The organism is Brevibacillus brevis, from assembly GCF_900637055.1.
Lineage (GTDB): Bacteria > Bacillota > Bacilli > Brevibacillales > Brevibacillaceae > Brevibacillus > Brevibacillus brevis.
The window spans coordinates 4,077,363-4,100,740 of record NZ_LR134338.1; the positions used below are offsets into that span (position 1 = coordinate 4,077,363).

The window sequence follows — 23,378 nt, forward strand, 5'->3', positions numbered from 1 at the left end:
GGCTATACCTCTTCGATGCGAATATAGATTCCCGGGAGTTTGGCCCAGAACTTCTCCGCGATCAAGCTGACCACTAGGGCATCATCCTTCCAGAATTTCAAATCAGTCATGCAGTCAAACAGTAGTTTCTGACTGTTGTCGATATCCGGTTTCGTAGCCTTGTACTCCCCGTCTTGTCGCTTGCCTGTGATCGGGAAACACCACTTGACGATCAACCTGACAGGTTTGGTATACATATGCTCTGGCGCTTGCCGCCCAAGGTGAGCCATCAACTTCGCCCTGGCTGCTTTCAATTCGGCAGGCTCATAAAATACTGGCTTGTCATTTATGATCGTGACCTGTTTCTGTTGATGGGTGACGGTCGGGGGATTTTTCATTGGCATAAAGAATTCAGTTGTCATTGTTTTGATCCTCTAGCATCTCTTCCCAGTCACTTACTGTCCCTCGCAAGTAGGCCGGAGCCTCTTCGCTGGAGAACAATGCCGTTCTGTCCAAAACAAATTTGACGATAAACTTGCCGTCGATCTTTACGCCGAATTGAAGTTTTCCGGCTTTATCAAAACAACGCATGAAATAATTTCCGAATTCGATCGTTTCGGGAGTTTCATTTTCCCAATATTTTTTCGTCATGATTTTTCTCTCCCTTTTCTCTCGCGCTTACGTAGTCAACGTGAGAGCAGGGGGCGCCGCAGAAACGGCAGCGGCGACCTTCTCTCTCACTACGTTTTACACTAGTAGATTAATCATTATTTTATTTATTACATCGCGCGTATATATATAGGGGTGCTTTTTTCCGCGCGGCGGCGACCATAAATTCATGGTGTTCGCCATCTTCTGCATTCGGCGGCGGCAATCATATTTTGATGGTCGTTGCCGCCGTGTTCTAATTTGGCGGCGGCGGCATTAATCATGATCTCCGCCGTTGTCTTTGACAATCACGCCGTCCTTTAAAACGTAACCGTACTTCTTGATCCAGTCCCTAACCGTCCGCTCAGAAACCTCTTTACCGGACTTCCCGAACCATTCCACGATGTCTTTGACAGTCGGAGGCTCACCAAAATTGCAATTGTTCACAGCATCCTCAAATTGTGCCTCTTTGCTACGCTGTTCTTTCTTGGCAGACGATTTCCGCTTATCGGTCGCCTTCTTCCATGCTGGCGCTTCCCCTTCTGGCTCGATGTCCTTCAAGCTGCCCACGTCATCGACTCGATGAATCGGATACTGGAACCACATGTTGACTGCATCGAATTTTGGATACTCGCGCAGCGTGCCCTCCACTCGCCATGCCGAACGTTTGCGGACACTGCGCACCGCTTGTTCAATGCTCTCTCTGGCTGCTTCCGCTTGTCTTGGAATGGCGCGTTTGGCGTGATCCTCCATCGCCCGGGCACTCAGTAAATCGTCCTGGGAGATATGCTCGTCCAAATAGTTCAGATTGAATTTTTCAAAGAGCTGCCTATATACGGCGCATACCGCCTTGTTTTCCTCTTGCTTGAGTAAAGCCTCGGTTACATCTAGCTCCACTAAGTCGATCAGCGCGTCTGGATCGCGGGCAAATACGCCGCTGCCACTGGCCCTGTCCATCGACTTTTTGCCGCCTTGTGACCCCTTTGAATGGTGGTGACAGTAGATGACGCTGGCACCAAGCTCCGTTGCGATCTTGTCAAACTGGTTTGTGAAATGCGCCATTTGGTCAGCGCTGTTTTCGTCGCCAGTCAGGACCTTGTAGATCGGGTCGATGATGACCGCGATGTAATTCTTCTTGGCAGCTCGCCGGATCAATTTGGGCGCCAGCTTGTCCATCGGTACGGATTTGCCGCGCAAATTCCAAATGTCGATCTTGTCAATGTTTAGGGGCTGCAACCCTAGTGCTTGGTAAACATTCTTGAAACGATCTAAGGCACTGGCGCTGTCTAGCTCCAGATTGACGTAAAGCACCTTGCCCTGCGTGCATTGCCATCCTAGCCACTTGATCCCCTCTGCGATGGCGATACTAAGCTGAATTTGCAAGAACGACTTACCAGCCTTGGACGGACCCGCCATCAGCATTTTATGGCCTTGCCGGAGCACACCTTCGATTAACGGTGGTGCCAATGGAGGCATGTTGTCCCAATAGCTCGCCAAACTCTCCGGGTCAGGAAGATCGTCGTTGATTCCCTCAATCCATTCATTCCATTCGGCCCAACTGCTTTTTCCAATGTGGGTGTCTACAATGAATTGCTTTTTCCCGTTCCTCTCAATGCCTGGCATTCGGGAAAGTCGAGATGGGTTACGGTTTTGATTGTCGATGCTAAGACCGTTCTTTTTGCACACGTTGTACAGGTAATCGACGCGCTTCCGATATTCGTCGTAGCTGACAGCATCGATGCGAACGATCGCGTGGAGGCTCTTCCCGCCGCTATATACGAGGACAGCGATTGGCAGCTCCAGCTCACGCATAATCGCGTGTTGCTTTTCAATATCCATCGTGTCGGACTCTACCAAGGCGTACCGAAATTCGGTCACATTGTCGTTCTTCACGCCCTTGCCGTCGAGCGGATTGAATCGTATCCAAGCCCCTGCTTCGGGATTATAGTCACCCAGCACTGACCCGATATCGCCATTGCTTTGATTCAGCAATTGAATCAGCTCGCCTGCCGTCCGGTCCCATGCCCCTTTGGTGGGCAGGTATTTTCCTTCATCGTTTTGCCATGTATCCACCACGTATCCGACATTTTCGGATGCCTCAAACAGTGTGGCCAGATACGTTGTGAGCTGTTGCACTGGATTCCACGAAGCAGGCTCGTGGATCTCCTTGCCCTCGATCCAGTTTTTATCGACCACTACATAATCGCCGGCAATCTCATCATCCCAGCCCAGCTCTCTGTCTTCTACGCCAGAACGCGGCAACCAGCCGTTGTCCTTCGCCATTTGCGTAATCGTCGCACCAGTAATTGGCTTACCACCTGTGCCTTCAAAGGTCGTCCACTTCTTAAAGCATTCTCCGGGATGGTAACGGCCCATGTCACGCTTGCTCCATTCATCCCAATCGCTGGCTGTATAGCCCTCATACTTGAGGGCCATGCCAACGTTTAACCATTCCTGATAGGTAAGATAGGCCGGGTCGATGTAAGCCAGCAGCGCAACGAGATCCAATCTATTTTCCATAGGCTTTACAACCCTTTCTGTCGTCTCACATAGACAATTGCAGCTGCCCTTCTTGCTGTTTGTATCTCTCGAACGCCAAGGAATTTCCTGATCCAGTACACATCTCCGGTAGATTCGCTCGGACCAATGCTTCTGCGAAAGGGGGCGGTACTGAATTGCCGCAGCGCGCTACCTGGGCACTTTTTGGGTATGATTTACCGTCTGCGTCCCGATCGATGATGTATGTGTCAGGAAAGCCTTGGGCGGCAAACAACTCATGTGGCTCCAGCATCCGCATACCGATGTCGACAATCTGATAGTCTTGCCCATGAATGGTCACCAGTCCAAATCGATCCCGAGTCGTTACTGTTCCAAGTGGTTCATCTGTCTTCTGCCCGACACTGCTGCCGTAGTAGGCCATCAAAAACGCTCTGACCTCCCCGAAGTGATTGCCGCCGGCTGTCACCGTCTGCAAAGGAACATCAACCCTCTGTCCGGTATTGGTCCCGCGCATCTTGACCAAATGGCTTGTTACAAGCGCGGACTTACCGCCTCCTCCTGCTGTTATCGTAGCTGCTGGAGCATCTGCGGCATGTCCAACTGATTGTCCGAATTGGCGTGATAGAAAAGCTGTTACCATTCCCATTGCGTGAGCTGCTCCAGCAGGACGTTTACTTCCCGCACCAGAAGTTACAGTGTGTAATGGCTCGTTGACATCATGGCCAGTAGCTCCAGTCCGGAACTTGGTAATATGGGGAACAGCGATTAATTCAGCGGTCGCAAGTCCGAATTTGTTACCACCTGCTGTAACTGTTCCGATTGGCTTTTCAAGATCAAGAACGCGCGGCTGCTGTCCCTCCCTTTCTCCGTAGCCCATCTGGATGAGTGCTGGACTAATTAGCATATGGTGACCGCCCGTGGTGACTGTTCTGAGAGGTTCATCTACCGAACTTCCTGGGTGCCCTGATGTATTGACCCCCAATACTGGCGTCACGAGTAGATGTTCAGCTTTTGTTATGATTGTCGTTAGAGGTTCTTCCACTTCATACTGCAATCGATCACCGCCAAATCCGGTCTGCCCGATCCGAGCAATGTAAGGAGTGACAATACCCCACCCATTTTTTGCTGTTATGGTCTGCATCGGCTCGCTGATCTGTTGCCCACGGAATTGCTCTCCTTGATGATTGACCTTTACGATAAAGGGATTCGGATTATCGATCACAAAACGCTGGATTCCTCGTGCGATCCGACGCAACGTATTCTCTGCCAGAGGCTTCTTCCGTTCAAAAATGGACGGGCATGGCAACGACCAATCAATGATCTCCGCTGCGGTCCGCCAGGGCAGTAGCTTTCCAGATTTGACTTCTGCACTCTCTGGATCTCCGTGAGTCGGTTCCGGCCATACAATCGGGCGTCCATCGCACCGAGCAATCAGAAAGAAGCGTTTCCTAATCGTTGGCGCGCCGTAGTCGCATGCCCGCAACTCTCTGTGGTCAACCTGGTATCCTTGACGTTTTAGCGCATTGATGAAAGCATTGAACTCGCGGCCTTTGTTTTTCGGGTCTGGCATACCGTCTTTTAACAACGGCCCCCACGTCTTAAACTCTTCAACGTTCTCCAGCATGATTACCCGGGGTCTTACCGTTGCCGCCCAACGTAGGGCCACCCATGCCAAACCTCGGATTCCTTTCTCTTTCGGCTTACCGCCCTTTGCTTTACTGAAATGCTTACAGTCTGGACTCAACCAACAAAGCCCCACAGGGCGCCCCCGTGTAACTTCACGTGGGTCAACGTCCCAAACTGACTCGCAGTAATGTTCTGTCTCAGGGTGGTTTGCCAGATGCATGGCAATGGCTGCTGGATCATGATTGATTGCTATATCTACAGAGCGTCCGAACGCAAGTTCCATGCCCACACTTGCCCCGCCGCCACCCGCGAAATTATCAACTGCAATTTCCTGCATCCTATTACTCCCCCATCACTGAATCGAACGCCTTTTTATTCCGGGTATTGCTTCGGTGTACCCGGCTAGCTCTAGCCGTATGCCTTTGTAGAACTGAACCCTATAATTCATAGCGTTTATTGCACATTGAAAAATCTATTTTTCTTAACCCAGTCCAATCCATCAGGAGTATTGAAAAACTCCTCCGCCTTTTTGCAATGATCGATACGCTTTACGTAGCCCATTTTCTGCAATTCATTAACACTGACATAACCGAAGAATCTATCATCTTTATCATGAATCTCGTAAATCTTTCTTGGCCCAATAGTCGCCCAGGCTGCTATGGTCAGATTTAGCAAAGGCTTATCATTTTCATCCACTTCAATACTCCATCCGCATTTGCAACTGCGTTTGAAAATATCGTCTTCAATGAGCAAAGTCCCTTCACCATTACCAACTTTGTCGTTACCGCATTCCTTACAATTTGCATACTTGCGCATCAATTGAACAGATTTAAGAGCGTTCATATTATCCTCCTCTTGTCTACTCCCCACGGTACTCTTTGGGATTTATGCCGTCCGGCAAACGCCATCCATTAGCTGCGATACGATCGATCAGACGCTTTGCATTGTCGAATGACCAAGTGCCAACATGCTCGAATCCTCGTTGCTCCAGGAACCGGATTTGCTTCGGCGTGGTCAACCCTTCCTCACGCCGTTTGTCCAAGCGCTCCAGCAGCTTCGTAGCTTTACCGGCGTTATGGATGTCATCTGGCAAAATGCCCAACTTCTCCAGCGTCTTGATTTGCTGATCACTCGGCGGTGCCATTTCCCAGCCAAACGATGGAACATAACTAGCTAGATCCTCCGCTTGGATACTCATTTCAAATTGCAATGGATCGACCAGTTTGCGCTTCCGTTTCTTCATTTCTTCAAGTTGCTTGGCGAGAGCTTCCTCACGCTGCGCAATCACATCTTCCACAGCTTGCTTTTCGACATCTTCCAGATCGAGCGCAATTCCGGCTTCCTCAATCTGTTTGGTCATGGCCTTGGCGATTTCCTCATTCTCAGCAATTAAATGCGCTGGATGGCAGAGCTCGTGCCGCTCGGTATGCCACAGGAAATCCAACAACAATAAATCAGTTTTTCCAGGATGTAGTCGGGTACCGCGCCCGACCATCTGGCTGTATAAGCTGCGAACTTTTGTTGGCCGCAAGACAACGACACAATCAACGCTTGGGCAGTCCCAGCCCTCTGTTAGCAGCATGGAGTTGCATAGGACGTTATATTTGTCCCGATCAAAGTCTTCCAAAATTTGCGCTCGATCTTGTGAATCGCCGTTTACCTCTGCAGCCTTGAATCCAAACGAATTCAAAATATTGGCAAATTTTTGACTTGTTTTCACCAACGGAAGGAATACCACAATTTTTCTGTCCTGCGCCACTCGCCACATTTCCGCCGCTATCGATTCCAGATACGGGTCCAGGGCTGTTCCCAAGTCGCTTGATTTGAAGTCACCAGCCTGCTGACCAACTGCTGTTAAGTCCAGTTGTAAAGGGATAGTCATAGCCTTGATCGGGCTGAGATACCCACCCTTGATAGCCTTCGGCAGCGTGTATTCATAGGCCAAGCTCTGGAAATAGCTTCCGAGATTGCGCATGTCTCCACGGTCCGGTGTAGCAGTCACGCCTAAGACATTTGCTGAATCGAAATATTTCAGAACACGTTGATAGCTCTCTGATAAGCAATGATGTGCTTCGTCAATGATGATCGAGTCGAAGAATTGACGATCAAACTTTTCCAGGCGCTTTTCACGCATCATTGTTTGCACGCTGCCAACCACAACACGGAACCAACTTCCGACTGACGTTTCCTCGGCTTGTTCCCTAGCACATTTCAGACCAGTAGATTTTTCAAGCTTGTCAGCTGCCTGATCTAGCAGCTCGCCTCGGTGGGCCAGGACGAGCACGCGCTCGCCCAGCCTTACCCGATCTTCGATGACCTTCGAAAACACGATTGTCTTGCCGCAACCAGTCGGAAGGACCAAAAGCGTTCTTTTCACGCCGTTTTCCCATTCAGATTGAATGGAATCCCGCGCCTCCTGTTGGTAAGGTCGTAAATTCATCGTTTCATTACCTCCACGTTCCCGCCAGAAATACGGTGCTGCGGCCCAACCATCGACGTCGGAATTAAGTTCCCACGGCATACCGGGCATTTCCCATCTGGCGTGTCATGTTCCCACTTTAGTCCGCACCCTGGTAAATCCCGCCACTTTTTGAAAAGCCCATATGCAGGCTTACCAATGCAAGTAAAGCGTTCGTCTTGAATCAATACTGTTTCAGACATACGCCCCTCCTAAAACTGGCCAGGAGTAAATCCGCCACCTTGCTGCTGTCCGCCTGTCGGAAACGGAGCTGGATACTGTTGTTGTGGCTGTTGTGGCTGTTGTTGCTGGTATTGCGGTTGCTGGTAAGCAGGCTGTTGTTGCTGCTGTCCGAATACCTCCTCATATGGATAAAAGGACTTCACTTGGTTATTTGTCCGATTCTCGCCTTTGCCGTTTTTGAATTGATGGATCTCCAATTTCAATCGGCCTTTAGAGCCTACAACCGTGTTCCAGTTCATTCGTAGCTTTTCGCCCTTCTTCTTTTGGCCAATTCCGGCAAAGAAATTGGACAACAACCCTTCTGTTTTGGTATGCAAGAGCAAATTATGGAATACGACAACGTCACCATGTTCGGGAGAATGAACCTTTAGTTCCAGTTTTGCCTGGTTGCAAGGTGGCATTTTCTCACTACCCGCGAATCGCCCGCGCTCAAATTTCGTGACTGTAAAGTTGTAGTCACCTTCTGGCAGGACAATAAATTCCATACCGTCCTTCTGAATCTCGTCATCCCATCCAAGTTCTCTATCCATTTGGGTCATGTGTAATTCCTCCCGCTGTTAATTAAATGGCAAATCATTTCTGGTATCTTGAATCATTTGGAAAACTTGCTGCCATGCACCCACAAGCACTCCTTGGACAAAACCAAGATCATACTTCGCAATCGGTGTATCCATCGGATAGTAACCTTTTTTGCTCACTACGATCTGAATTTCATTTTCAGACACCTGATGTTGGACCATCAAGTCTCGCAATGAAGCAGGAATATTACTAGGGATGTGCGGTTTCAATGCATCCTCGGTAGAAGGTTGCTGATCCTCTGCTAGCTGCTGCCCCCCGGTCATCTGGCCCCAAGCTTCTTGAGCAGTCTGTGATGGTGGGTCGACTACCTGCGGAGGTGCGGGAGGTGTTGCCAGTACAGGCGGCGCTTTTGTAGAACTATTGAAGATATGAGCAAGATAGGAATAATCCAGTGGAAACTCGTCTGGCAGTCCATGGCGGTTTTTCGCGTCCCAGGCTGGATGATGCGTTGCATAGACTGTGCGTGCTCCGCCTTGCCCCTTGTTCTTCTTTCCCTCCTTGTCTGTAGCAACAGAGAACGTCTTGTAATTGATGAACAGAACCATATCAGCCCATTCCTTGACGAGTGCTGCCGTTCTCGAACCAGTTTTTGGTCCAAGCTTGAGCTGGTAACGGTCATAAGCTCCCATCTCGTCTGGCTGCTCAAACTTGATGATCTGTGCGTGAGCAGTCAGCACGACATGAAAACCTGCTTCGATTACGTCGCTGAGAAGATTCAAAAAGCGACCTAATTCCTCCGCCACATAGATGTAGCCTTTGCCATAGCCGAAGTCCTCAACGCCATTCTTCTGATGCTTCGCGCAAATGCATTCCACGCACAGCATTTCAGCCCAATCGACCGTATCGATTATGAGCGTTTCATATCTCCCAATTTGTGTCATAACCCATCTAACTTGTTGGTTGATCATCTCCCAGCTTGACGGCTTGGGCAGACGTTCAACATCAAGCTCCGTCGTCGATCCTTCTGTATCAATGAAGATGGGCTTTGGGAACATGGCCGCCAGTGAGGATTTCCCGATCCCTTCCGGGCCATACAAAACGACTTTCTTTGCCTTTACTACCTTTCCACTAATGACTTGCATCAAAATTCACCTGCTTTCCAAGTGGGGCCTGGATCGATCTCACCAGGCTGCTGTTGCAATTGAACGCCTTCCTGTCCAGCAACGTACCCGTCTTCGATGATGATAGAGCATTCGTCTCCGGTACTGACTCGCGTTGCAATGGCCTGCAGCCCCTCCTCTTCCAGCCAACGACCGAATTCGTTCAATGTCTCCAAGTCCATTTGCTCAAGCTTGTCCAGCAAGATAAATCCGCAATTTGGCTTGAGCCTACGAACAATCGCGGTGGCTACCCTCAATTGCTCGGCGCCACTCATGTTGTCCCACTTCTGACCGTTATAGGTCAGCTCACCATCCTCAACAGAAAGCCCAGGCAGTGGCAAATTCGCATTTGTCAGAAGGTCTGTCTTTTGCTGGCGGATCGCCGTGATGTTGCCCGTCAATGCCTCGTATTGCACGCGGTAGTCGTTTGCATCCGTTTCTGCCTTGTCCTTGTCCAAGTTAGCTCTGACCTTGCGGTTGATCTCGTCGATCCGCTGAATATTGGCTTCCAACTCTTCGGTCGACTCGTCCATCAGGTCGAGTGTATCTTTTTGAGCTATCTCTAGGTCGGCCCCGAGTTGTGCATATTTGGTCTGTGCCTCATTTAGCAACAACTGGAACCGTTCGACTTCCTGTCGTTGGCTAGCGTAGGCTGCCTGAATTTGCGTCAGCCTGTGCCGTTTACGCTGATTTTCGCCATTTCGTGCGAGGATTTCTTGCTGTTGGCGAATAAGCTCCGACGCAGAAATCGGCTCTTTTGGGGCGTCAGGATAGAATAGTTGCTCCTTGGCAAATTTGGCTTTCTGATCAGCAATCTGACCGATGGTATGGCGTTGGTTGTAAATCTCCTTTTCCTTGGTTTCCAGCTCATGGAGCTTGTCACCAACGCCGATAATGCGGAGCAGGATATTTGCCTTTTCCTTGCTCGTAGAATTCATGAATTTCGGTAAATCAATTGCCAGTTCTTCAACGAAACTGTCAAGCAGCTGCTGACCGCCTTTATGGCCGTTTGGATCGATGACCTTCAAGTCCGAGTTTTTACCTTTTCGCTCAACGATCAGACCATTAGATAGGACGAGATGGAGATATGGAGGAACAACCGATCCTTCGCGTTCAGCCTGGGAAGGGCGGTACTTATTGCCGCCCAATGCCCAAGCAATGGCATCCAATACGCTAGTCTTGCCTTGTCCGTTCTTCCCACCGACCACCGTTAATCCCGCTCTTGTCGGCTCGATTTTGACAGCTTTGACACGTTTCACGTTTTCGATTTCCAGCCTACTAATTGTTATCATGGCTTCCTCCTCGATTTCTCTCGATTACGTGTGAGGATTGATTCAATATTTTCCGTCATGGTAATAATGATTTGCCCGTCATTTGCCTTCACTTTGCACCAATCCCGGGCAATCCCCCATGTATCGGTTACTATACCTATTTCACCGGATTTCATCTTGACTTCATCGCCCTTCATACAAAGCAATGTTCTTCCCTCCTGGCGTCATCTGTGGTAGCATGAAGCCAACCATAGTTGTACTTAGGACTCCGTTGCAGCGGAGTCCTTTTCTGTTTGGATTGCTAGGCGATAATTGTTACTTTTCCACCTTTGATTTCATCTTCAAGGGCACCTTGCAGATACTCACTGATTCTAGCAATCGCAGTCAGCTTCCATGCGCCTCCATCTGCTTCAAACAAGGCTGCGGAGGGCCCGGACTTCATACGGAAAACGAATTCGCTCTCGGGCTGTTCAATTTCTACAAAAGTACGGAATGGCTTCAAAGAAACTGGATTCGGTACTACGATATTTTCAACAGTTGTTACCCCTGTCTTTGCAGTTACTTGTTGGGAAACGCCATCGTCTCCGATGTTGGATACTGTTTCCTCTTTAATGTTGCCGATTACTTTTAACACGACGGATCGCGCTTCATTAGGAACAAAGCAGCTTTGCAAAAGAATATTGAAAGGTTCAGCATCCAAAAATTGTCCGAATGCTATTCTTGGTAGCAGTGCTTCTGCTCTCAAAAGATGATTCCGGTTGTAGTCGTTATTAAAAGTGCTGAATACATCAACTTGTGTAGGACTAGCGACATGGACGAGAACAGGCGGTTGATCGTCATAGTTGTGAATCAGGTAATCTACCAGACCTGAGAGATTCCGAACAACTAATGCTTCTGGTGTTGGCTGCTTAATCAAGTGAACCGGCTGTGAGGCGTATTCCTGACCTGTTGCAACAGTCAAGATTTCTGTGTTTCCAAGACCAATCAAATATTGCAAGGCTTCTTTTAACACGAATATCCCTCCCGATTATTTGAATTGCACAACTTTGTTACCCTTGTCGTCTGCCACATCGCCTTCATCCGTGATGTATGTTTGGCCAACTGCCCCTGATTTCAATTCGGCAGCCTCAACCTTCCCTTGTCTGTCACGTCCCATGATGATTTTGGTTTGTACGCCTTTTGATGGAGCAAGCGAAGCTTTCGTGTTGATATCAACCATTGCCAGCTCACGGTTATCATCTGCTTTGAGTGTGATTGTCATGGTGATGGTTCGCGCTTTCTTTGGGTCTGTATTCGGATCAGCAATGTTTTCCAAAACCCGTTGCGCCTCCATGTTGAATTTTTCTGTGAGCGCACCATTCGCAAAATCGTCCAATCTGAACATTCTTTCTCCTCCCTTCTCTTTAGTCACGAGGCCGCCAGCAGCCCAACCTCTCTGCCAGCCGTACAGCTCCTCTGACTGATCCCGATGACCTCGCTATGTATAACTTGGAGGTTCGAACCTCCGTGCAACTGACAATTTCATACCAGCTGCACGCAGGGCCGAAGCCCGCGGTGTTTCCATTTATGCTCCTTTCCTCGCTCGTCCACGTTCCTTTCCTCTTAATGCTTCATGGCAAGCATCTGCTATTTGAGTGGCCATTTTCATTACGAATGAAAGCCGCGTGTTTTGAAGGACAAAATATTCCATGAATCCTCCGACATTAACGATTCCGTATATGTGTGCGTCACCGACAGTTGGTAGCTCCTTCCCTACACCTGCACCTGGTTTCAGGGCACCACACGATACTTCAACATTTCCCACATTTTTGAAAGCCCCAAGGCTTGCATCTATCGCAATAACAAAATGGTTCGGATAGTTCTTCTCAATTTGAGTAAGTGTTTCGGCAATATTCATTGCATGCACAGGCTCGTCCAGTGTTCCCAACACGTCAAATTTGAGCTTTTTCAATGCAGTACCAACCAGCGGACCAAGAGAATCACCTGTTGATCTGTCTGTACCAACGCAAACGAACAGTACTTTTTTCCCTTTCGGGATAAGTCGCTTAATTTTTGTTGCGAGCTTTAACTTTCGTTTTATAGGCATCCTTTGCACACCAACTTTCCGCTCTTATGCGGTTGAACGTTCTCAACACTCCCACACAAAGCGCAACCAGGCACATACTTCTTGAGAATGATTTGGTTATTGTTCACGAAGACTTCCATTGGAGTCCCTTCCGGAAGATCATGAGTATTACGAAGCTCCTTTGGCAAAACAACTCGTCCTAAATGATCGATCTTTCGTACAATGCCTGTTGATTTCATGTCCTTATTTCCTCCTGTGTTTTCAGTTAGATTCAAGTTCATAGCGTGCATTCCAACGATCTTTATACACCTGGTACATTCCGTTTTTTCTCAGTTGATTAACCGTGGTTCTAATCGTGTGTTCCGTTCTTCCTAATGCAAAGGAAAGCGATCTTGTTGCATCTGTTTCATAGAACTTGCAGAGGTATTCCAGCTCATCCTCTTCAAATGGTGTTTTATGATTAAAGTGAAATTCCGGGTGGTATTGCATCCTGCCGTACCGATCATATTCAATGCCGTCTTCGATGACGATGGTTGCAGCAGCTCGTGTCATAGTGCTTGTCCACCTCCAAGGAACTGTGGTAGGATAGGACTATTCAAATTTGTTTGTGTGTTGAATTGGTCACTGTTACGAGCAGTGGCCATTTCCTTTTCCAGCTCGTTTACTTCATTCACGATCCACCAGTCACATGTGCCGTCAGCAGGCTGATTACGCAGTGAACGATAGATTCTCCAAAGCTCTGCTATTCGGTTAATCGCAGAATCAAAGTCGTACATCACAACCTTCACCTCGCGTTTGGTTTTTTTGAAGATTGCAAACCTTCATCCGTCACCGCTCTTAAATCAATGACATTACTTAAGTCCGAGAAGTCCTTTCCTGAATTCCTTTGCATGAAGCTTTCCAACTCAAATGTTGAGACTTTTAACCTTCCAAGTTTCAGTGCTTGTAGATGGCCATGGCGAATTAAGTCGTAAACGTAGTTGTTGTTAACCCCGAGAATTTCAGCGACCTCTGAAACTGGATGAAGACGATTCAATTTTAATCCCTCCCCTCTCCTGCCCAAATTGTTTTCAGGCTGTGTTGTGTTGATCATCTTGTTCAATCACAGGAAGAATGCCTACCCGTTTCAACAGATCATAGATAAAGAGTCTACCTTTCTGGGTCCACTTCGTGCTTACTCGTGATAAATCCGCATCAATGACGTGCGTTGTTGTCTGGGTGTAACCCTTATCCTGGTACTTTGCATACAGCAGCCAGATGTCGCCTTGCTTGAACTGAATACCGAGTTCGTTTAGCTTCTTATTGAGAGCCACCGCACTCATTCCATAATCCTTGGCAATCTTAGAAACAGATAATAGCGATTTATTCTGGAGTACCAAGTCATAATAGGAAGCTTTAGGTTTTAATTCGCCATTCTGTTGAATGAGAACCATGTTCTCTGTAGTAAGGGCAGCCACTTTGCGCTCAAGAAACTCGTGCGCCCGCTTGATGACCATTTCAGGACTGTTCCATTTACGTTCAAGCTCGAGGAAGTATTGTCGAGCTTGCTTCCCCTTTTCGTTCCGCTGTATCATAGAGATTTCTTTTGCCATTTCGATTTTGATATGGTGATCGGTAAATTCGGTAACCGGATTTTTAGGATTATTGGTTGACCTTTTTTGAACAACCAATATAAAGTCCACATTTTCTACGAATCCGTATTCTTTCATTCGATCGAACCAGATATCATAACGAGTACCAACTTCCAAAAATTCATGAAGATCACGACCGCTCACAAGAAGGTTTCCATTTTCATTGGAGTGTGTTGGGATTAAATCGTTCATTGCGCTACCTCACTTTCCATGCCGAGCATCTTTACGATAAGTGGCTTTTGCTTTTTACCTTCACGTGTGCCTTTGAAAATTTCTGAGATGTATGTAACCGAAACTCCTAGCTCTCTTGCTACGTCTACCATTTTGATTTTCTTTTGGAGCATGATCTTTCTGGCTTCTAATCCGAAATCGGTATAATTGGTCACTATAAAACCCTCCCACCTAAAGTTTGTAAAAAGCACAGCTTAATCGTTGACAGAAAGTCGTAAATGTACTACTATCTTAAAGAAGGCAAAACCAAATAACAGTCGTTGGGGAACGATTTTTAAAATTGGGTTTCAAACCCTCTGATTTTTTATTGCCTTTTTTGCCAATAATTAAGCTGTTGACTTTAGTATAGTGTTATATTTCCTACCTGTCAACATGTAAGTGCTATATTTAATACTCTTTAGTTTGTGGGAGGACTTATTTATGTCTTTAGTAGGGCGTATCCAAGATTTATGTAGTAGTAAAAACACTACCTTGATAGGGTTAGAAAGGGAGATTGGGCTTGGAAGGGGTACTATCCGTAATTGGGATAAAAACTCCCCTTCTGTCGACAAAGTACAAAAGGTGTCCGAATACTTTGGTGTCTCCACTGATTATTTGCTTTACGGATTCGATAAAAGCGAGCTCACATCGTTTATCAATTTGATTAGGTACAAAAGATCGATAAAGGAGTTTGCCTTAGATACAGGCTTGGATGAATTTTATTTAAACAGGCTATGTTCAGGTGTCGAGTATACGCAGCCATCTATAGACTCCGTTTTGAAAATTGCTGTTCATAATGAAAACGATTGGCTGGTTGACGCCGAATCTCTTTTCAAAGCTGCGGGATACGATCTGGGAGAAATGAGCGATGATTTATTAGAGGACATTCCCATAGAATTATTGCATCACTACCAAAAGCAGGGCATGTCTGAAACTGAAATGGTGATAGCTTATGCAAGATTTAGGGAAGCTGAATTTAAAGAAGCGATGTCAGAACCAAGCAATACAGAAGAGAGTTCAAGCTATGAACCTGAAACCATAGCTGCCCACCATGACGGGGATGAATGGACAGAAGAAGAACTTGCGGAGATCGAACTCTTTAAACAGTTTGTAAAAACGAAGAGAAAACAACAGGAGTGACATGATGACGTATGAGCAGCTTCTAGTTGAGGCTGTACACCAAGGAATAGACATCTACGAAAAGCCTCTTTCAGCACGAATCAAAGGATTATACAGCGATAACGTAATTGCAATTAATAAATTGATACCGACCACCATTGAGAAGGCATGCGTACTTGCTGAAGAACTTGGACACTACCACAAAACAGTTGGTAACATTTTAGATCAATCAAAAATAGAAAACCGCCAGCAAGAGAACCGCGCAAGAAGTTGGGGATACGAAAGACTTGTTCCACTCTCGGCTTTTGTGCATGCCCATAAACAAGGTATTAGAAACAGATATGAACTTGCCGATCATCTTGGAGTAACTGAGGAATTTCTGGACTCATCACTGAAAAGGTACATCGAAAAATACGGAACCCATGTAATCGTCGGCCCATCTATTGTTACTTTCGAGCCATTGGGTGTACTTGAATTCTTTGAGTAACTTTGCGCTTTCCAGCCGCAAGGCTGTTTTCTATACAGCTTTAACCGAACATACATTCTGATAATGAGGTGAGTTATTTTGGAAGGCGGAGTAAGAAAGCGTTATGGCTCTTGGTACTACTATTTTGACCTAGGGGAGATCGATGGAAAGAGGAAGAAGTTTGAGCGAAAAGCAGAAGGAGCTGAGACTAAAGCTCAAGCAAAACAAATATTAAGAAGGGCTATTTCTGAATACGAAAACACCGGGACAATATTTGAACCTTCTAAAATCAGCTTATATGACTTTATGGTTTTTTGGCTGAATGAATATGTGATGGTTAACTTAAAACATAACACTCAAGAAAATTACAAAGGGATCATCAAGAATCACATCAAACCAGCAATCGGAATGATTAAGTTGAAATCACTAACACCAGAGCTCCTTCAAAAGTTCATAAATGACAAACACAGAGAAGGCTATTCCCGAAAAACGTTAACTATTTTCCATACAGTTTTGCAACATGCTTTAAAGCAAGCAGTGTATCCGTATAAGCTACTAAACGAAAATCCCATGCAGTATGTAAAGCTCCCCAAGAAAGAAAACAAAAAGACGACAGAGACAGATTTAAAAATCTTACCCTTGTCGTCAATAAGAAAGATTGCTGAGTTCCTTGATCCATCCAACACATTCTACATCCCTTTTCACATCGGACTTAATACCGGTATGAGAGTAAGTGAGGTGTGCGCCCTCACTTGGGATGCTGTTGATCTACACGAGGGTACGATTACTGTCGATAAGATATTGGTCAATGTTAACAAAGAATGGGTCTTTGGTACACCAAAAACTTCATCATCTTACAGAACCATTCACATAGGGGCTACATTGATTCGAGTACTCAAGGAGCATAAAGTTCGTCAAAAAGAGAATAGGTTGAAATATGGCGAGTTCTACCATGTCAGTGACTTTGTATGCACCAAAGAAAATGGCGAGAATGTCACTCCTTCAAGTTGCAAGTGGAGTGGTAGAAATATCAGGGAAAAACTCGATATTGATTTCAATTTCCACTCACTTCGACACACCCATGCGACACTGCTGCTGGAACAAGGAGCCCCCGTCAAAGATATCCAGGCAAGATTGGGTCATAGTCGCTCGGGAATCACCTTGGACACTTATTCCCACTTAACTGACAAAATGAGAAACCAGACCGTCGACATCTTCGAGAGACTCATGGGCGAAGTAAAATAAAATCCCCCACCATTTTGCCAATCCGGTGGCTGTACGGTGGGGGAAAGCAACTTTTGCCTTACATGCAAATCCCTAAACCCTTGATACTACTGCTACTTCTTATCATCCATGCGCAATACAGCCATAAATGCTTCTTGCGGTACCTCTACGGAACCGACAGACTTCATGCGCTTCTTTCCTTCTTTTTGCTTTTCGAGCAGTTTGCGCTTACGTGAGATGTCCCCGCCGTAACATTTGGCAAGAACGTTTTTACGCAAGGCACTGATCGTTTCACGAGCGACAACCTTGTGTCCGATGGTCGCTTGAATCGGCACCTCGAATTGCTGACGTGGAATCAGTTCCTTCAGTTTTTCGCAGATGACTTTTCCACGAGGATAAGCCGTGTCTTTGTGAACGATAAACGACAGAGCATCCACCACTTCACCGTTGAGGAGAATATCCATTTTCACCAGCTTGGAAGCTTTGTACCCACCTAGCTCGTAGTCAAAGGATGCGTAGCCTTTTGTACCCGACTTCAGCATGTCAAAGAAATCGTAAACGATCTCCGACAAAGGCATGTCGTACTTCAGCTGCACACGGTTCTCACCCATATACTGCATGTCAAGAAACTCACCGCGTTTACCTTGGCACAACTGCATAACATCACCGACGTATTCTTTCGGCACCATAACAGTCGCCGTAACATAAGGCTCCTCGACCATTTCGATCTTTTGCGCTTCCGGCATTTTGGACGGGTTGTCGATTTCGAATACTTCGCCGTTCGTTTTGGTAATGCGGTAAATAACGCTCGGCGCGGTCGTAATCAGATTAATGTTGAATTCCCGTTCAATACGTTCTTGGATGATCTCCATGTGCAGAAGTCCCAAGAAACCGCAACGGAAACCAAAACCAAGTGCTTGGGAAGTCTCCGGTTCAAACTGCAAGGATGCATCGTTTAGCTGGAGCTTTTCCAATGCATCGCGCAGATCGTTGTACTCGTTCGTTTCGATTGGGTACAAACCACAGAAAACCATCGGGTTGATCTTGCGGTAACCAGGTAGCGGTTCAGGAGCAGGGCGATTCGCATCTGTAATGGTATCCCCCACACTGGTGTCTCCCACTGTTTTAATGGAAGCAGCTACGTAGCCTACATCTCCGACCGTCAATTCTTCTACTTGCGTTTGACGCGGTGTCGATGTACCAATTTCGGTTACCTCAAACGACTTGCCAGTCGCCATCATCTTGATCTTCATACCCTTTTTCAAGGTTCCGTTGATGACACGGATGGAGGCAATAACGCCACGATACGCATCAAAATAGGAGTCGAAAATCAAAGCTTGCAGTGGAGCATCCGGGTCTCCCTCTGGAGCAGGTACTTTTTGCACAACGGCTTCCAGTACTTCTTTAATCCCGATACCCGCTTTGGCAGAAGTCAGGACCGCATCGCTGGCATCCAGACCGATCACGTCCTCAACCTCTTGCTTCACGCGCTCAGGCTCTGCACTAGGCAGGTCGATCTTGTTAACAACTGGAATGATCTCCAGGTTGCTGTCCAACGCTAAATACACGTTAGCCAAAGTCTGGGCCTCGATCCCTTGTGCTGCATCCACGACGAGGATAGCCCCTTCACAGGCAGCCAAACTGCGGGATACTTCATACGTAAAGTCGACGTGTCCTGGGGTGTCAATCAGGTGGAGAATGTATTCCTCACCGTCATCTGCTTTATAGTTCAAACGCACGGCATTCAGCTTAATCGTAATCCCGCGCTCTTTTTCCAGCTCCATCGTGTCAAGAAACTGGGCTTCCATCTCACGTGCAGTCAAAGCACCGGTCAGCTCCAAAATGCGGTCTGCCAGCGTCGACTTTCCATGGTCAATGTGGGCGATGATGGAAAAATTTCGTATCCTTTTTTGTCTTTCACGACGATCCATGTGTTGTTCGTTCCCTCCCACGCGAATCCATTCAAACGTTCAGATTGCGCCTCGCAAAAAATACACTAACAGTAATTATAACAAACCGATGATATAAAGAGCAACCAAAGAGAATCAGGCATTTGCCTCCTTTTTCTCGTATCCAAACTTTTCCTGTGCTAAAGTGGTACATAGATGGAGGTGCCTAGCCATGAATCCACAGAAAGCAGATTGTTTAGGATGCCGGTTGGCCCATGGAATTGAAGAAGCGCATATCGTCTATGAAAACGAATGGGTGGCGTGCCTCTTGGATATCGATCCTTTTTCTGAAGGTCATGCGCTCGTCCTCCCGAAGCAGCATCTGGTAGATTGGATAGACTTGGATGAACAAACGATGCAAAAAGTGTGCGAGGTAGTCACATCCCTGTCCCATGCCCTTACCAAGTTGTACAAGCCCGATGGCATTACCATTTGTCAAAACGGCGGTGCTTTCAACGATTTGACTCATTTCCATGTGCATGTCATCCCAAGATTCCATCATGACGGCTTCGGGTGGAGTGATCCGCTGTACGAGCATGGAGCTGCGAACCGCTTGGCCGCTACACGTACAAAAGTGGCGGAAGCATTAAACGATTTCATAGGCGATACCACCGTGAACACAAAGAAAGAAACGGAGAATGATCAAAGTGAACAGCGTTGACCCTTGCTTGCATTCCTTAACGATATCGGATATTCCCGGACTCATTGCCTTATCTGATTCCGTAGGCTGGGATTACGACGAAGCGGAAATTCGCACAATTCTGTCTATCGGGAGCGTATTCGGTCACAAAGATGGGAGTGGTACCCTACTTTCAAGTGCGGCTATTATTCCCTACGAAGACAAGCTTGCCAGCATTGGTATGGTGATTGTCCATCCCTCGTCACAAGGAAAAGGATTTGGACGCGAGCTCATGAAGGCTTGCATGGCGTCTGTTTCTACGGATACAACGATCATGCTTATTGCGACTCCAGAAGGAGAGCCATTGTACAAAAACCTCGGGTTCGAGACAGTCGATCGTATTCGGAAGTTTATAGCTGAACGCTTTGTACCTAAAGCACCTCTGCCTAACGAAGCCAATGTCGAGTTTGAAATGGTGCCAATGGAGTTAGACGATTTCTCGAGCGTGGTTGAATTGGACAAAGCAGCGCTGGGTAGCAGACGCTCTCATTTTCTCGGGACACGCATGAGACAAGCTAGCACCTGTCTGGTAGCCAAAAATTTCTCAGGCAAGATCATCGGGTATGGCTTCGCTGTTCAAGGCCCGGTCAATCTTATCGCGGGGCCGATTGTCGCAGAAAATGCCGTCATGGCTGAACATATCCTGTACAAGCTGACACAACATCATACCGGACGTGTGCGAATAGATGTACCGGATGAGCAAGCAGCGTTTCACACTTATTTGGAGCAAAGCGGCTTCACACAGGTTTCACATCCCCCAGTGATGGTTGCGAATGCTGATAGCCTGCCACGTCGTGATGGGACATACTGGGCGATAGGCGCTCAAATATACGGATAGACATGAAAAGCTAAAACGGACCTTCTTTTAGGCAGAGGTCCGTTTTGTCATTCTTACTATGTTTTTGATCGGTTGTTAACTTGCTCCAGCACTTTAGGTGGAAACAGTTTTTGCAGGCTGCTCTGGTAGTTACTGCCGTCCTCGGGCATTTGGAAGTCAGTTACCCGATAACCCTTCCCATTGTAGACGATTTGAAAGACCATCGGTGCACTGAGTGCGGAAGAATTGTTTCCCGTTATTTTTACCCACGCGTATACCGTTCGTTTCGCAGCATCTGGCGCTTCGACTCCGAGGAGCTCGACATTCATCTCGCGTTGTTTTCCCAGCCACCCCAGCTTATCGCTTTCCGTCTCCAAATACTGCTGAATGATAGGGCCGACCAGTTGCCGGTTCGCAGGTGCTATCCCTTTTTTCACCTCGACAAAAACTTGTCCAAGATGTTTGCCTCCTGATCTTGCTTCCAGCTTCCATTTTCCCGGTTCAGGCAACACGATCCCTGATGGAAAATGGCCATCTGCATCGTATAACGGGTCCATAACCTCGTAGCTGCCCAATGACAGACGGGTCCCATCGGTGCTGTAAGCAGCGATCTCTACTTCTTGTGCGTAGTCCCCATTCAATAGCCATATCACACGCTGCGTCTGCCCTTCGTAGAAAGCGTCCTGATCTGTCATGATGCGGACAGGCTTTTCTCCCAAATAAGAAAAGGACTGATTGTCGTAAGTGGAAGACAAAGAAGGCGACACCTTCCACAAATCCGCTTCGACGATTTGGCCCCCTGGCAACAAGGAGGGTACTTGTGTCTCTTGTTTTGAAGGTCTTACCTCGTGCTGTGAAGAATGTCTCTCCTCCTGAATTAGGAGCCCGAACCACAATAGCAAGCCCATCGTCAGCACAACACCCGGCAAGGCTATTTTGCTCCAGCCAATCATCCATCCTGTCCCGGGCCTCACCCTCTGACGCACTCGCTCTTCCATCGATGCAGTGAATTGAACATTACGAAAAATGGTCTGATCTGCCCGTTCCTTTAAGTCCGTGAGCCATCGGTTTTCGTCCATTCCCAGTCCCTCCCCTCTCCCATACTCTGCCGCAGCTGCTGTCTGGCCCTATGCAACCGGGTTCTGACTGTTCCTTCCGTTACCCCTAGTACCTCTGCCACCTCTGTGATGGATAAATCCGCGTAGTAATGAAGGGCAATCACTTGGCGATAGAGCGGAGGAAGCTGCAGCACTTCTGCTACGAGCTGGTCCCTCTCGGCTTGATCGAGCACAAGACTTTCTGTAGAAAGCTCCCCATCCTGTCTAATCCACGAACGGGGAAGGATATGACGGAACGACCAAGAACGCAAATAACCTTTGCATTCATTTACCGCGATGCGATACAACCACGTGTGCACGCTGCTCTCCTGCCGAAAGCGGGGAAGATGCCGATACACCTTGACGAAAACGTCCTGGGTAATATCCTCTGCCAAGCTGCGATCCTTGACCAGAAAAGTGACGAGTCGAAGCACGCGGGTCCCATATTCCCTCATGATTTGTTCAAACGCAGCATCTGTCGTTGGCTGCAATTTTTCCAAGGGCGCGACCTCCTTCACTCGCAATCATAATGGTTAGATGCAGCAGCAGACGTTTTGTTACAAAGTGGGGGAAGAAATTTTTTTCGCCAAAATCGTCCAACGAGTAGCTCCACCGGGTATCCCGACAGGCTCAGCGAATGGATACCCACCATGCTGCCAACGATCCATATCATAGCCCTCGTCCGCTTGACTTGGCTCGAAGTCTTGCTTGTGGTATACATTCTCTTTGCTATAGGTGACGTGAAAGCCTGATCCTTCCAATAACAGCTCAAGCTCTGTAGGCAAAAGCAACGCCATCTCACGCTCTACGCGATACCTTGGCTGCTCGATCTGATCAAGAAAAGTCTCATAAGTGAGCGTGTAACGGAACTTTTGATCCAAGAGCGAGGTTTCCCCCTCCACCTTTTGATACACCATTCGGTCCGGGAAAACGAATTTGCGTTGCATCGTTGTCCATTGATTTTTTACTGGAGGCAAAAGCAAGTCAATTGCCAATGTTCCGCCCTCCATTATGTAATCGTGAATGACCGAGAGCAATTGACGTTGCTTGTCTCTACAGGTGGCCTGCTGAAAAATCCCTTCCGGAAGAAGCACATGCGTAAATTGCCGATCAAGCTCCATCTCCCACATATTTTGTTCGACCAGCTCCAGCAGTTCTTCTTTCCCTTTTAACATGCGCCGTTTCTTTTTGGTGGCCATCTCCAGCATATCCGGGCTCCAATCTACTCCGCAGACGGACAAGCCATTCCGTGCCAGCTCAATGGCAATTCTCCCTGTTCCAACACCCAGCTCCAGCACGGAGATTGGTGATTGCTCCGCTTCCTGCAACAACCAGTTTCGATAAAAAGCGATGCTGGCCTTCCCGGCAAACTGATCGTAATACGTAGCTTCTACGTTTGTGTACTTCGTTTCAGGAAGCGGCAAGTGCCGTCCTTCCTCGTTCATCCCACAATCGGTACACACAGAGCCTGCCAAATGCGGAAAAGGCACCCCGGGCGGGACGCCATTTTTTGTATCACCTAGCCACTCGTCGTAACGGAATTTGCATATTCTGCAACTATAGACAGTCATAATGCTTTAGATACCTCCTGAAGATTGCTTGCTTCCCCCAGAATGCAAGAGAGGGAGCTTGATAGGACTCGGATACTGGCCAAAACACTCGCCAAATGTATGATAAAAATGATTTGAAATCCAATCCATGTGCCGTCGGCTTAACAA

At 47.5% G+C, this 23,378-nt stretch carries 28 protein-coding genes; 5 read left to right on the forward strand and 23 right to left on the reverse strand.

Annotated features, from left to right (window positions below):
* Positions 1–2 precede the first annotated feature (2 nt).
* The 19 genes from EL268_RS19545 to EL268_RS19635 form a co-directional block, all read right to left on the reverse strand.
* On the reverse strand, positions 3–401 hold the full coding sequence (locus tag EL268_RS19545) for a RusA family crossover junction endodeoxyribonuclease (protein WP_106657675.1): 399 nt from the start codon (positions 399–401) through the stop codon (positions 3–5).
* Positions 391–630 (reverse strand): hypothetical protein, encoded by a 240-nt coding sequence (locus tag EL268_RS19550; protein WP_106657674.1) that lies wholly within the window; start codon positions 628–630, stop codon positions 391–393. Before EL268_RS19550 ends, EL268_RS19545 begins: the two co-directional genes overlap by 11 nt.
* Before the next feature lie 273 nt (positions 631–903).
* Complete coding sequence (locus EL268_RS19555) at positions 904–3,147, reverse strand: AAA family ATPase (RefSeq protein ID WP_106657673.1); 2,244 nt, start codon at positions 3,145–3,147, stop codon at positions 904–906.
* Between the two features lie 25 nt (positions 3,148–3,172).
* Positions 3,173–5,089: a DNA cytosine methyltransferase gene (locus EL268_RS19560; protein ID WP_126435382.1), complete on the reverse strand. Its 1,917-nt coding sequence runs from the start codon at positions 5,087–5,089 to the stop codon at positions 3,173–3,175.
* A 116-nt stretch (positions 5,090–5,205) separates the two neighbouring features.
* A complete protein-coding gene (locus EL268_RS33860) occupies positions 5,206–5,595 on the reverse strand; it encodes a DUF3797 domain-containing protein (RefSeq protein ID WP_106657715.1) in 390 nt (129 codons plus the stop codon).
* A gap of 16 nt (positions 5,596–5,611) precedes the next feature.
* Positions 5,612–7,192 (reverse strand): DEAD/DEAH box helicase, encoded by a 1,581-nt coding sequence (locus tag EL268_RS19570; protein ID WP_106657716.1) that lies wholly within the window; start codon positions 7,190–7,192, stop codon positions 5,612–5,614.
* Between the two features lie 230 nt (positions 7,193–7,422).
* Positions 7,423–7,992, reverse strand: a complete 570-nt coding sequence (locus tag EL268_RS19575; protein WP_115984563.1) for a hypothetical protein — start codon at positions 7,990–7,992, stop codon at positions 7,423–7,425.
* A gap of 18 nt (positions 7,993–8,010) precedes the next feature.
* Entirely contained in the window at positions 8,011–9,114 is a 1,104-nt protein-coding gene (locus EL268_RS19580) for an ATP-binding protein (protein WP_106656594.1), read from the reverse strand.
* The gene (locus tag EL268_RS19585; RefSeq protein ID WP_106656593.1) at positions 9,114–10,424 is read right to left on the reverse strand and encodes an AAA family ATPase; all 1,311 of its coding nucleotides are present in this window, start codon (positions 10,422–10,424) and stop codon (positions 9,114–9,116) included. Before EL268_RS19585 ends, EL268_RS19580 begins: the two co-directional genes overlap by 1 nt.
* Positions 10,421–10,609: a hypothetical protein gene (locus EL268_RS19590; protein ID WP_106656592.1), complete on the reverse strand. Its 189-nt coding sequence runs from the start codon at positions 10,607–10,609 to the stop codon at positions 10,421–10,423. Before EL268_RS19590 ends, EL268_RS19585 begins: the two co-directional genes overlap by 4 nt.
* 95 nt (positions 10,610–10,704) lie before the next feature.
* A complete protein-coding gene (locus EL268_RS19595; RefSeq protein ID WP_106656591.1) occupies positions 10,705–11,415 on the reverse strand; it encodes a hypothetical protein in 711 nt (236 codons plus the stop codon).
* Between the two features lie 15 nt (positions 11,416–11,430).
* Positions 11,431–11,787, reverse strand: a complete 357-nt coding sequence (locus EL268_RS19600) for a replication terminator protein (protein ID WP_106656590.1) — start codon at positions 11,785–11,787, stop codon at positions 11,431–11,433.
* A gap of 180 nt (positions 11,788–11,967) precedes the next feature.
* Positions 11,968–12,489, reverse strand: coding sequence for a spore protease YyaC (gene yyaC / locus EL268_RS19605; protein ID WP_126435452.1), 522 nt, complete (start codon positions 12,487–12,489; stop codon positions 11,968–11,970).
* Positions 12,480–12,707 carry an AbrB/MazE/SpoVT family DNA-binding domain-containing protein gene (locus EL268_RS19610; RefSeq protein WP_106657798.1) on the reverse strand — a complete coding sequence of 76 codons (228 nt, stop codon included), beginning with the start codon at positions 12,705–12,707 and terminating at the stop codon, positions 12,480–12,482. The genes yyaC and EL268_RS19610 overlap by 10 nt, the downstream gene beginning before the upstream one ends.
* Positions 12,708–12,729: 22 nt before the next feature.
* A complete protein-coding gene (locus tag EL268_RS19615) occupies positions 12,730–13,020 on the reverse strand; it encodes a DNA-entry nuclease (RefSeq protein WP_106657799.1) in 291 nt (96 codons plus the stop codon).
* The gene (locus EL268_RS19620) at positions 13,017–13,244 is read right to left on the reverse strand and encodes a hypothetical protein (RefSeq protein ID WP_106656637.1); all 228 of its coding nucleotides are present in this window, start codon (positions 13,242–13,244) and stop codon (positions 13,017–13,019) included. Before EL268_RS19620 ends, EL268_RS19615 begins: the two co-directional genes overlap by 4 nt.
* A gap of 8 nt (positions 13,245–13,252) precedes the next feature.
* The gene (locus tag EL268_RS19625; protein WP_106656638.1) at positions 13,253–13,504 is read right to left on the reverse strand and encodes a helix-turn-helix domain-containing protein; all 252 of its coding nucleotides are present in this window, start codon (positions 13,502–13,504) and stop codon (positions 13,253–13,255) included.
* 34 nt (positions 13,505–13,538) lie between these two features.
* Positions 13,539–14,291, reverse strand: a complete 753-nt coding sequence (locus EL268_RS19630; protein WP_106656639.1) for a phage antirepressor KilAC domain-containing protein — start codon at positions 14,289–14,291, stop codon at positions 13,539–13,541.
* Complete coding sequence (locus tag EL268_RS19635) at positions 14,288–14,485, reverse strand: helix-turn-helix domain-containing protein (protein WP_106656640.1); 198 nt, start codon at positions 14,483–14,485, stop codon at positions 14,288–14,290. The genes EL268_RS19630 and EL268_RS19635 overlap by 4 nt, the downstream gene beginning before the upstream one ends.
* Before the next feature lie 265 nt (positions 14,486–14,750).
* On the opposite strand from EL268_RS19635, the gene EL268_RS33970 reads away from it, so the two are divergent.
* The 3 genes from EL268_RS33970 to EL268_RS19655 all read left to right on the forward strand — a co-directional run bounded on the left by EL268_RS33970 (position 14,751) and on the right by EL268_RS19655 (position 17,139).
* Entirely contained in the window at positions 14,751–15,449 is a 699-nt protein-coding gene (locus EL268_RS33970; RefSeq protein ID WP_373863425.1) for a helix-turn-helix domain-containing protein, read from the forward strand.
* Between the two features lies 1 nt (position 15,450).
* Entirely contained in the window at positions 15,451–15,915 is a 465-nt protein-coding gene (locus tag EL268_RS19650) for an ImmA/IrrE family metallo-endopeptidase (RefSeq protein ID WP_373863426.1), read from the forward strand.
* A gap of 78 nt (positions 15,916–15,993) precedes the next feature.
* Positions 15,994–17,139, forward strand: coding sequence for a tyrosine-type recombinase/integrase (locus EL268_RS19655; protein ID WP_106656642.1), 1,146 nt, complete (start codon positions 15,994–15,996; stop codon positions 17,137–17,139).
* A gap of 92 nt (positions 17,140–17,231) precedes the next feature.
* Here the strand turns inward: EL268_RS19655 and lepA are convergent, their stop codons facing one another.
* On the reverse strand, positions 17,232–19,049 hold the full coding sequence (gene lepA, locus EL268_RS19660) for a translation elongation factor 4 (protein ID WP_047072572.1): 1,818 nt from the start codon (positions 19,047–19,049) through the stop codon (positions 17,232–17,234).
* Between the two features lie 190 nt (positions 19,050–19,239).
* Here lepA and EL268_RS19665 point away from each other — a divergent pair, with 190 nt between their 5' ends.
* Together EL268_RS19665 and EL268_RS19670 are read left to right on the forward strand one after the other, a co-directional pair.
* Positions 19,240–19,728 carry an HIT family protein gene (locus EL268_RS19665; RefSeq protein ID WP_106656643.1) on the forward strand — a complete coding sequence of 163 codons (489 nt, stop codon included), beginning with the start codon at positions 19,240–19,242 and terminating at the stop codon, positions 19,726–19,728.
* Positions 19,706–20,584 (forward strand): GNAT family N-acetyltransferase, encoded by an 879-nt coding sequence (locus EL268_RS19670; protein WP_106656644.1) that lies wholly within the window; start codon positions 19,706–19,708, stop codon positions 20,582–20,584. The genes EL268_RS19665 and EL268_RS19670 overlap by 23 nt, the downstream gene beginning before the upstream one ends.
* 56 nt (positions 20,585–20,640) lie before the next feature.
* Here EL268_RS19670 and EL268_RS19675 read toward each other — a convergent pair whose 3' ends face one another.
* The 3 genes from EL268_RS19675 to EL268_RS19685 are packed head-to-tail and all read right to left on the reverse strand — an operon-like array spanning position 20,641 to position 23,231.
* Positions 20,641–21,642 carry a hypothetical protein gene (locus EL268_RS19675; protein WP_106656645.1) on the reverse strand — a complete coding sequence of 334 codons (1,002 nt, stop codon included), beginning with the start codon at positions 21,640–21,642 and terminating at the stop codon, positions 20,641–20,643.
* Positions 21,612–22,160, reverse strand: a complete 549-nt coding sequence (locus EL268_RS19680; RefSeq protein ID WP_106656646.1) for a sigma-70 family RNA polymerase sigma factor — start codon at positions 22,158–22,160, stop codon at positions 21,612–21,614. Before EL268_RS19680 ends, EL268_RS19675 begins: the two co-directional genes overlap by 31 nt.
* Positions 22,161–22,217: 57 nt before the next feature.
* Positions 22,218–23,231 (reverse strand): methyltransferase domain-containing protein, encoded by a 1,014-nt coding sequence (locus EL268_RS19685; RefSeq protein WP_106656647.1) that lies wholly within the window; start codon positions 23,229–23,231, stop codon positions 22,218–22,220.
* Positions 23,232–23,378 lie beyond the last annotated feature (147 nt).

Excerpts from the sequence above, each read along its gene's own strand:
- EL268_RS19580 (WP_106656594.1), bottom strand. The coding sequence starts at position 9,114 with ATGCAAGTCATTAGTGGAAAGGTAGTAAAGGCAAAGAAAGTCGTTTTG.
- EL268_RS19585 (WP_106656593.1), bottom strand. The coding sequence starts at position 10,424 with ATGATAACAATTAGTAGGCTGGAAATCGAAAACGTGAAACGTGTCAAA.
- EL268_RS19610 (WP_106657798.1), bottom strand. The coding sequence starts at position 12,707 with ATGAAATCAACAGGCATTGTACGAAAGATCGATCATTTAGGACGAGTT.
- EL268_RS19675 (WP_106656645.1), bottom strand. The coding sequence starts at position 21,642 with ATGGACGAAAACCGATGGCTCACGGACTTAAAGGAACGGGCAGATCAG.
- EL268_RS19650 (WP_373863426.1), top strand. The coding sequence starts at position 15,451 with ATGATGACGTATGAGCAGCTTCTAGTTGAGGCTGTACACCAAGGAATA.
- EL268_RS19555 (WP_106657673.1), bottom strand. The coding sequence starts at position 3,147 with ATGGAAAATAGATTGGATCTCGTTGCGCTGCTGGCTTACATCGACCCG.
- EL268_RS33860 (WP_106657715.1), bottom strand. The coding sequence starts at position 5,595 with ATGAACGCTCTTAAATCTGTTCAATTGATGCGCAAGTATGCAAATTGT.
- EL268_RS19665 (WP_106656643.1), top strand. The coding sequence starts at position 19,240 with ATGAATCCACAGAAAGCAGATTGTTTAGGATGCCGGTTGGCCCATGGA.
- EL268_RS19575 (WP_115984563.1), bottom strand. The coding sequence starts at position 7,992 with ATGACCCAAATGGATAGAGAACTTGGATGGGATGACGAGATTCAGAAG.
- EL268_RS19670 (WP_106656644.1), top strand. The coding sequence starts at position 19,706 with ATGATCAAAGTGAACAGCGTTGACCCTTGCTTGCATTCCTTAACGATA.
- EL268_RS19600 (WP_106656590.1), bottom strand. The coding sequence starts at position 11,787 with ATGTTCAGATTGGACGATTTTGCGAATGGTGCGCTCACAGAAAAATTC.
- EL268_RS33970 (WP_373863425.1), top strand. The coding sequence starts at position 14,751 with ATGTCTTTAGTAGGGCGTATCCAAGATTTATGTAGTAGTAAAAACACT.
- EL268_RS19615 (WP_106657799.1), bottom strand. The coding sequence starts at position 13,020 with ATGACACGAGCTGCTGCAACCATCGTCATCGAAGACGGCATTGAATAT.
- EL268_RS19570 (WP_106657716.1), bottom strand. The coding sequence starts at position 7,192 with ATGAATTTACGACCTTACCAACAGGAGGCGCGGGATTCCATTCAATCT.
- EL268_RS19560 (WP_126435382.1), bottom strand. The coding sequence starts at position 5,089 with ATGCAGGAAATTGCAGTTGATAATTTCGCGGGTGGCGGCGGGGCAAGT.
- EL268_RS19620 (WP_106656637.1), bottom strand. The coding sequence starts at position 13,244 with ATGTACGACTTTGATTCTGCGATTAACCGAATAGCAGAGCTTTGGAGA.
- lepA (WP_047072572.1), bottom strand. The coding sequence starts at position 19,049 with ATGGATCGTCGTGAAAGACAAAAAAGGATACGAAATTTTTCCATCATC.
- EL268_RS19545 (WP_106657675.1), bottom strand. The coding sequence starts at position 401 with ATGACAACTGAATTCTTTATGCCAATGAAAAATCCCCCGACCGTCACC.
- yyaC (WP_126435452.1), bottom strand. The coding sequence starts at position 12,489 with ATGCCTATAAAACGAAAGTTAAAGCTCGCAACAAAAATTAAGCGACTT.
- EL268_RS19550 (WP_106657674.1), bottom strand. The coding sequence starts at position 630 with ATGACGAAAAAATATTGGGAAAATGAAACTCCCGAAACGATCGAATTC.
- EL268_RS19685 (WP_106656647.1), bottom strand. The coding sequence starts at position 23,231 with ATGACTGTCTATAGTTGCAGAATATGCAAATTCCGTTACGACGAGTGG.
- EL268_RS19630 (WP_106656639.1), bottom strand. The coding sequence starts at position 14,291 with ATGAACGATTTAATCCCAACACACTCCAATGAAAATGGAAACCTTCTT.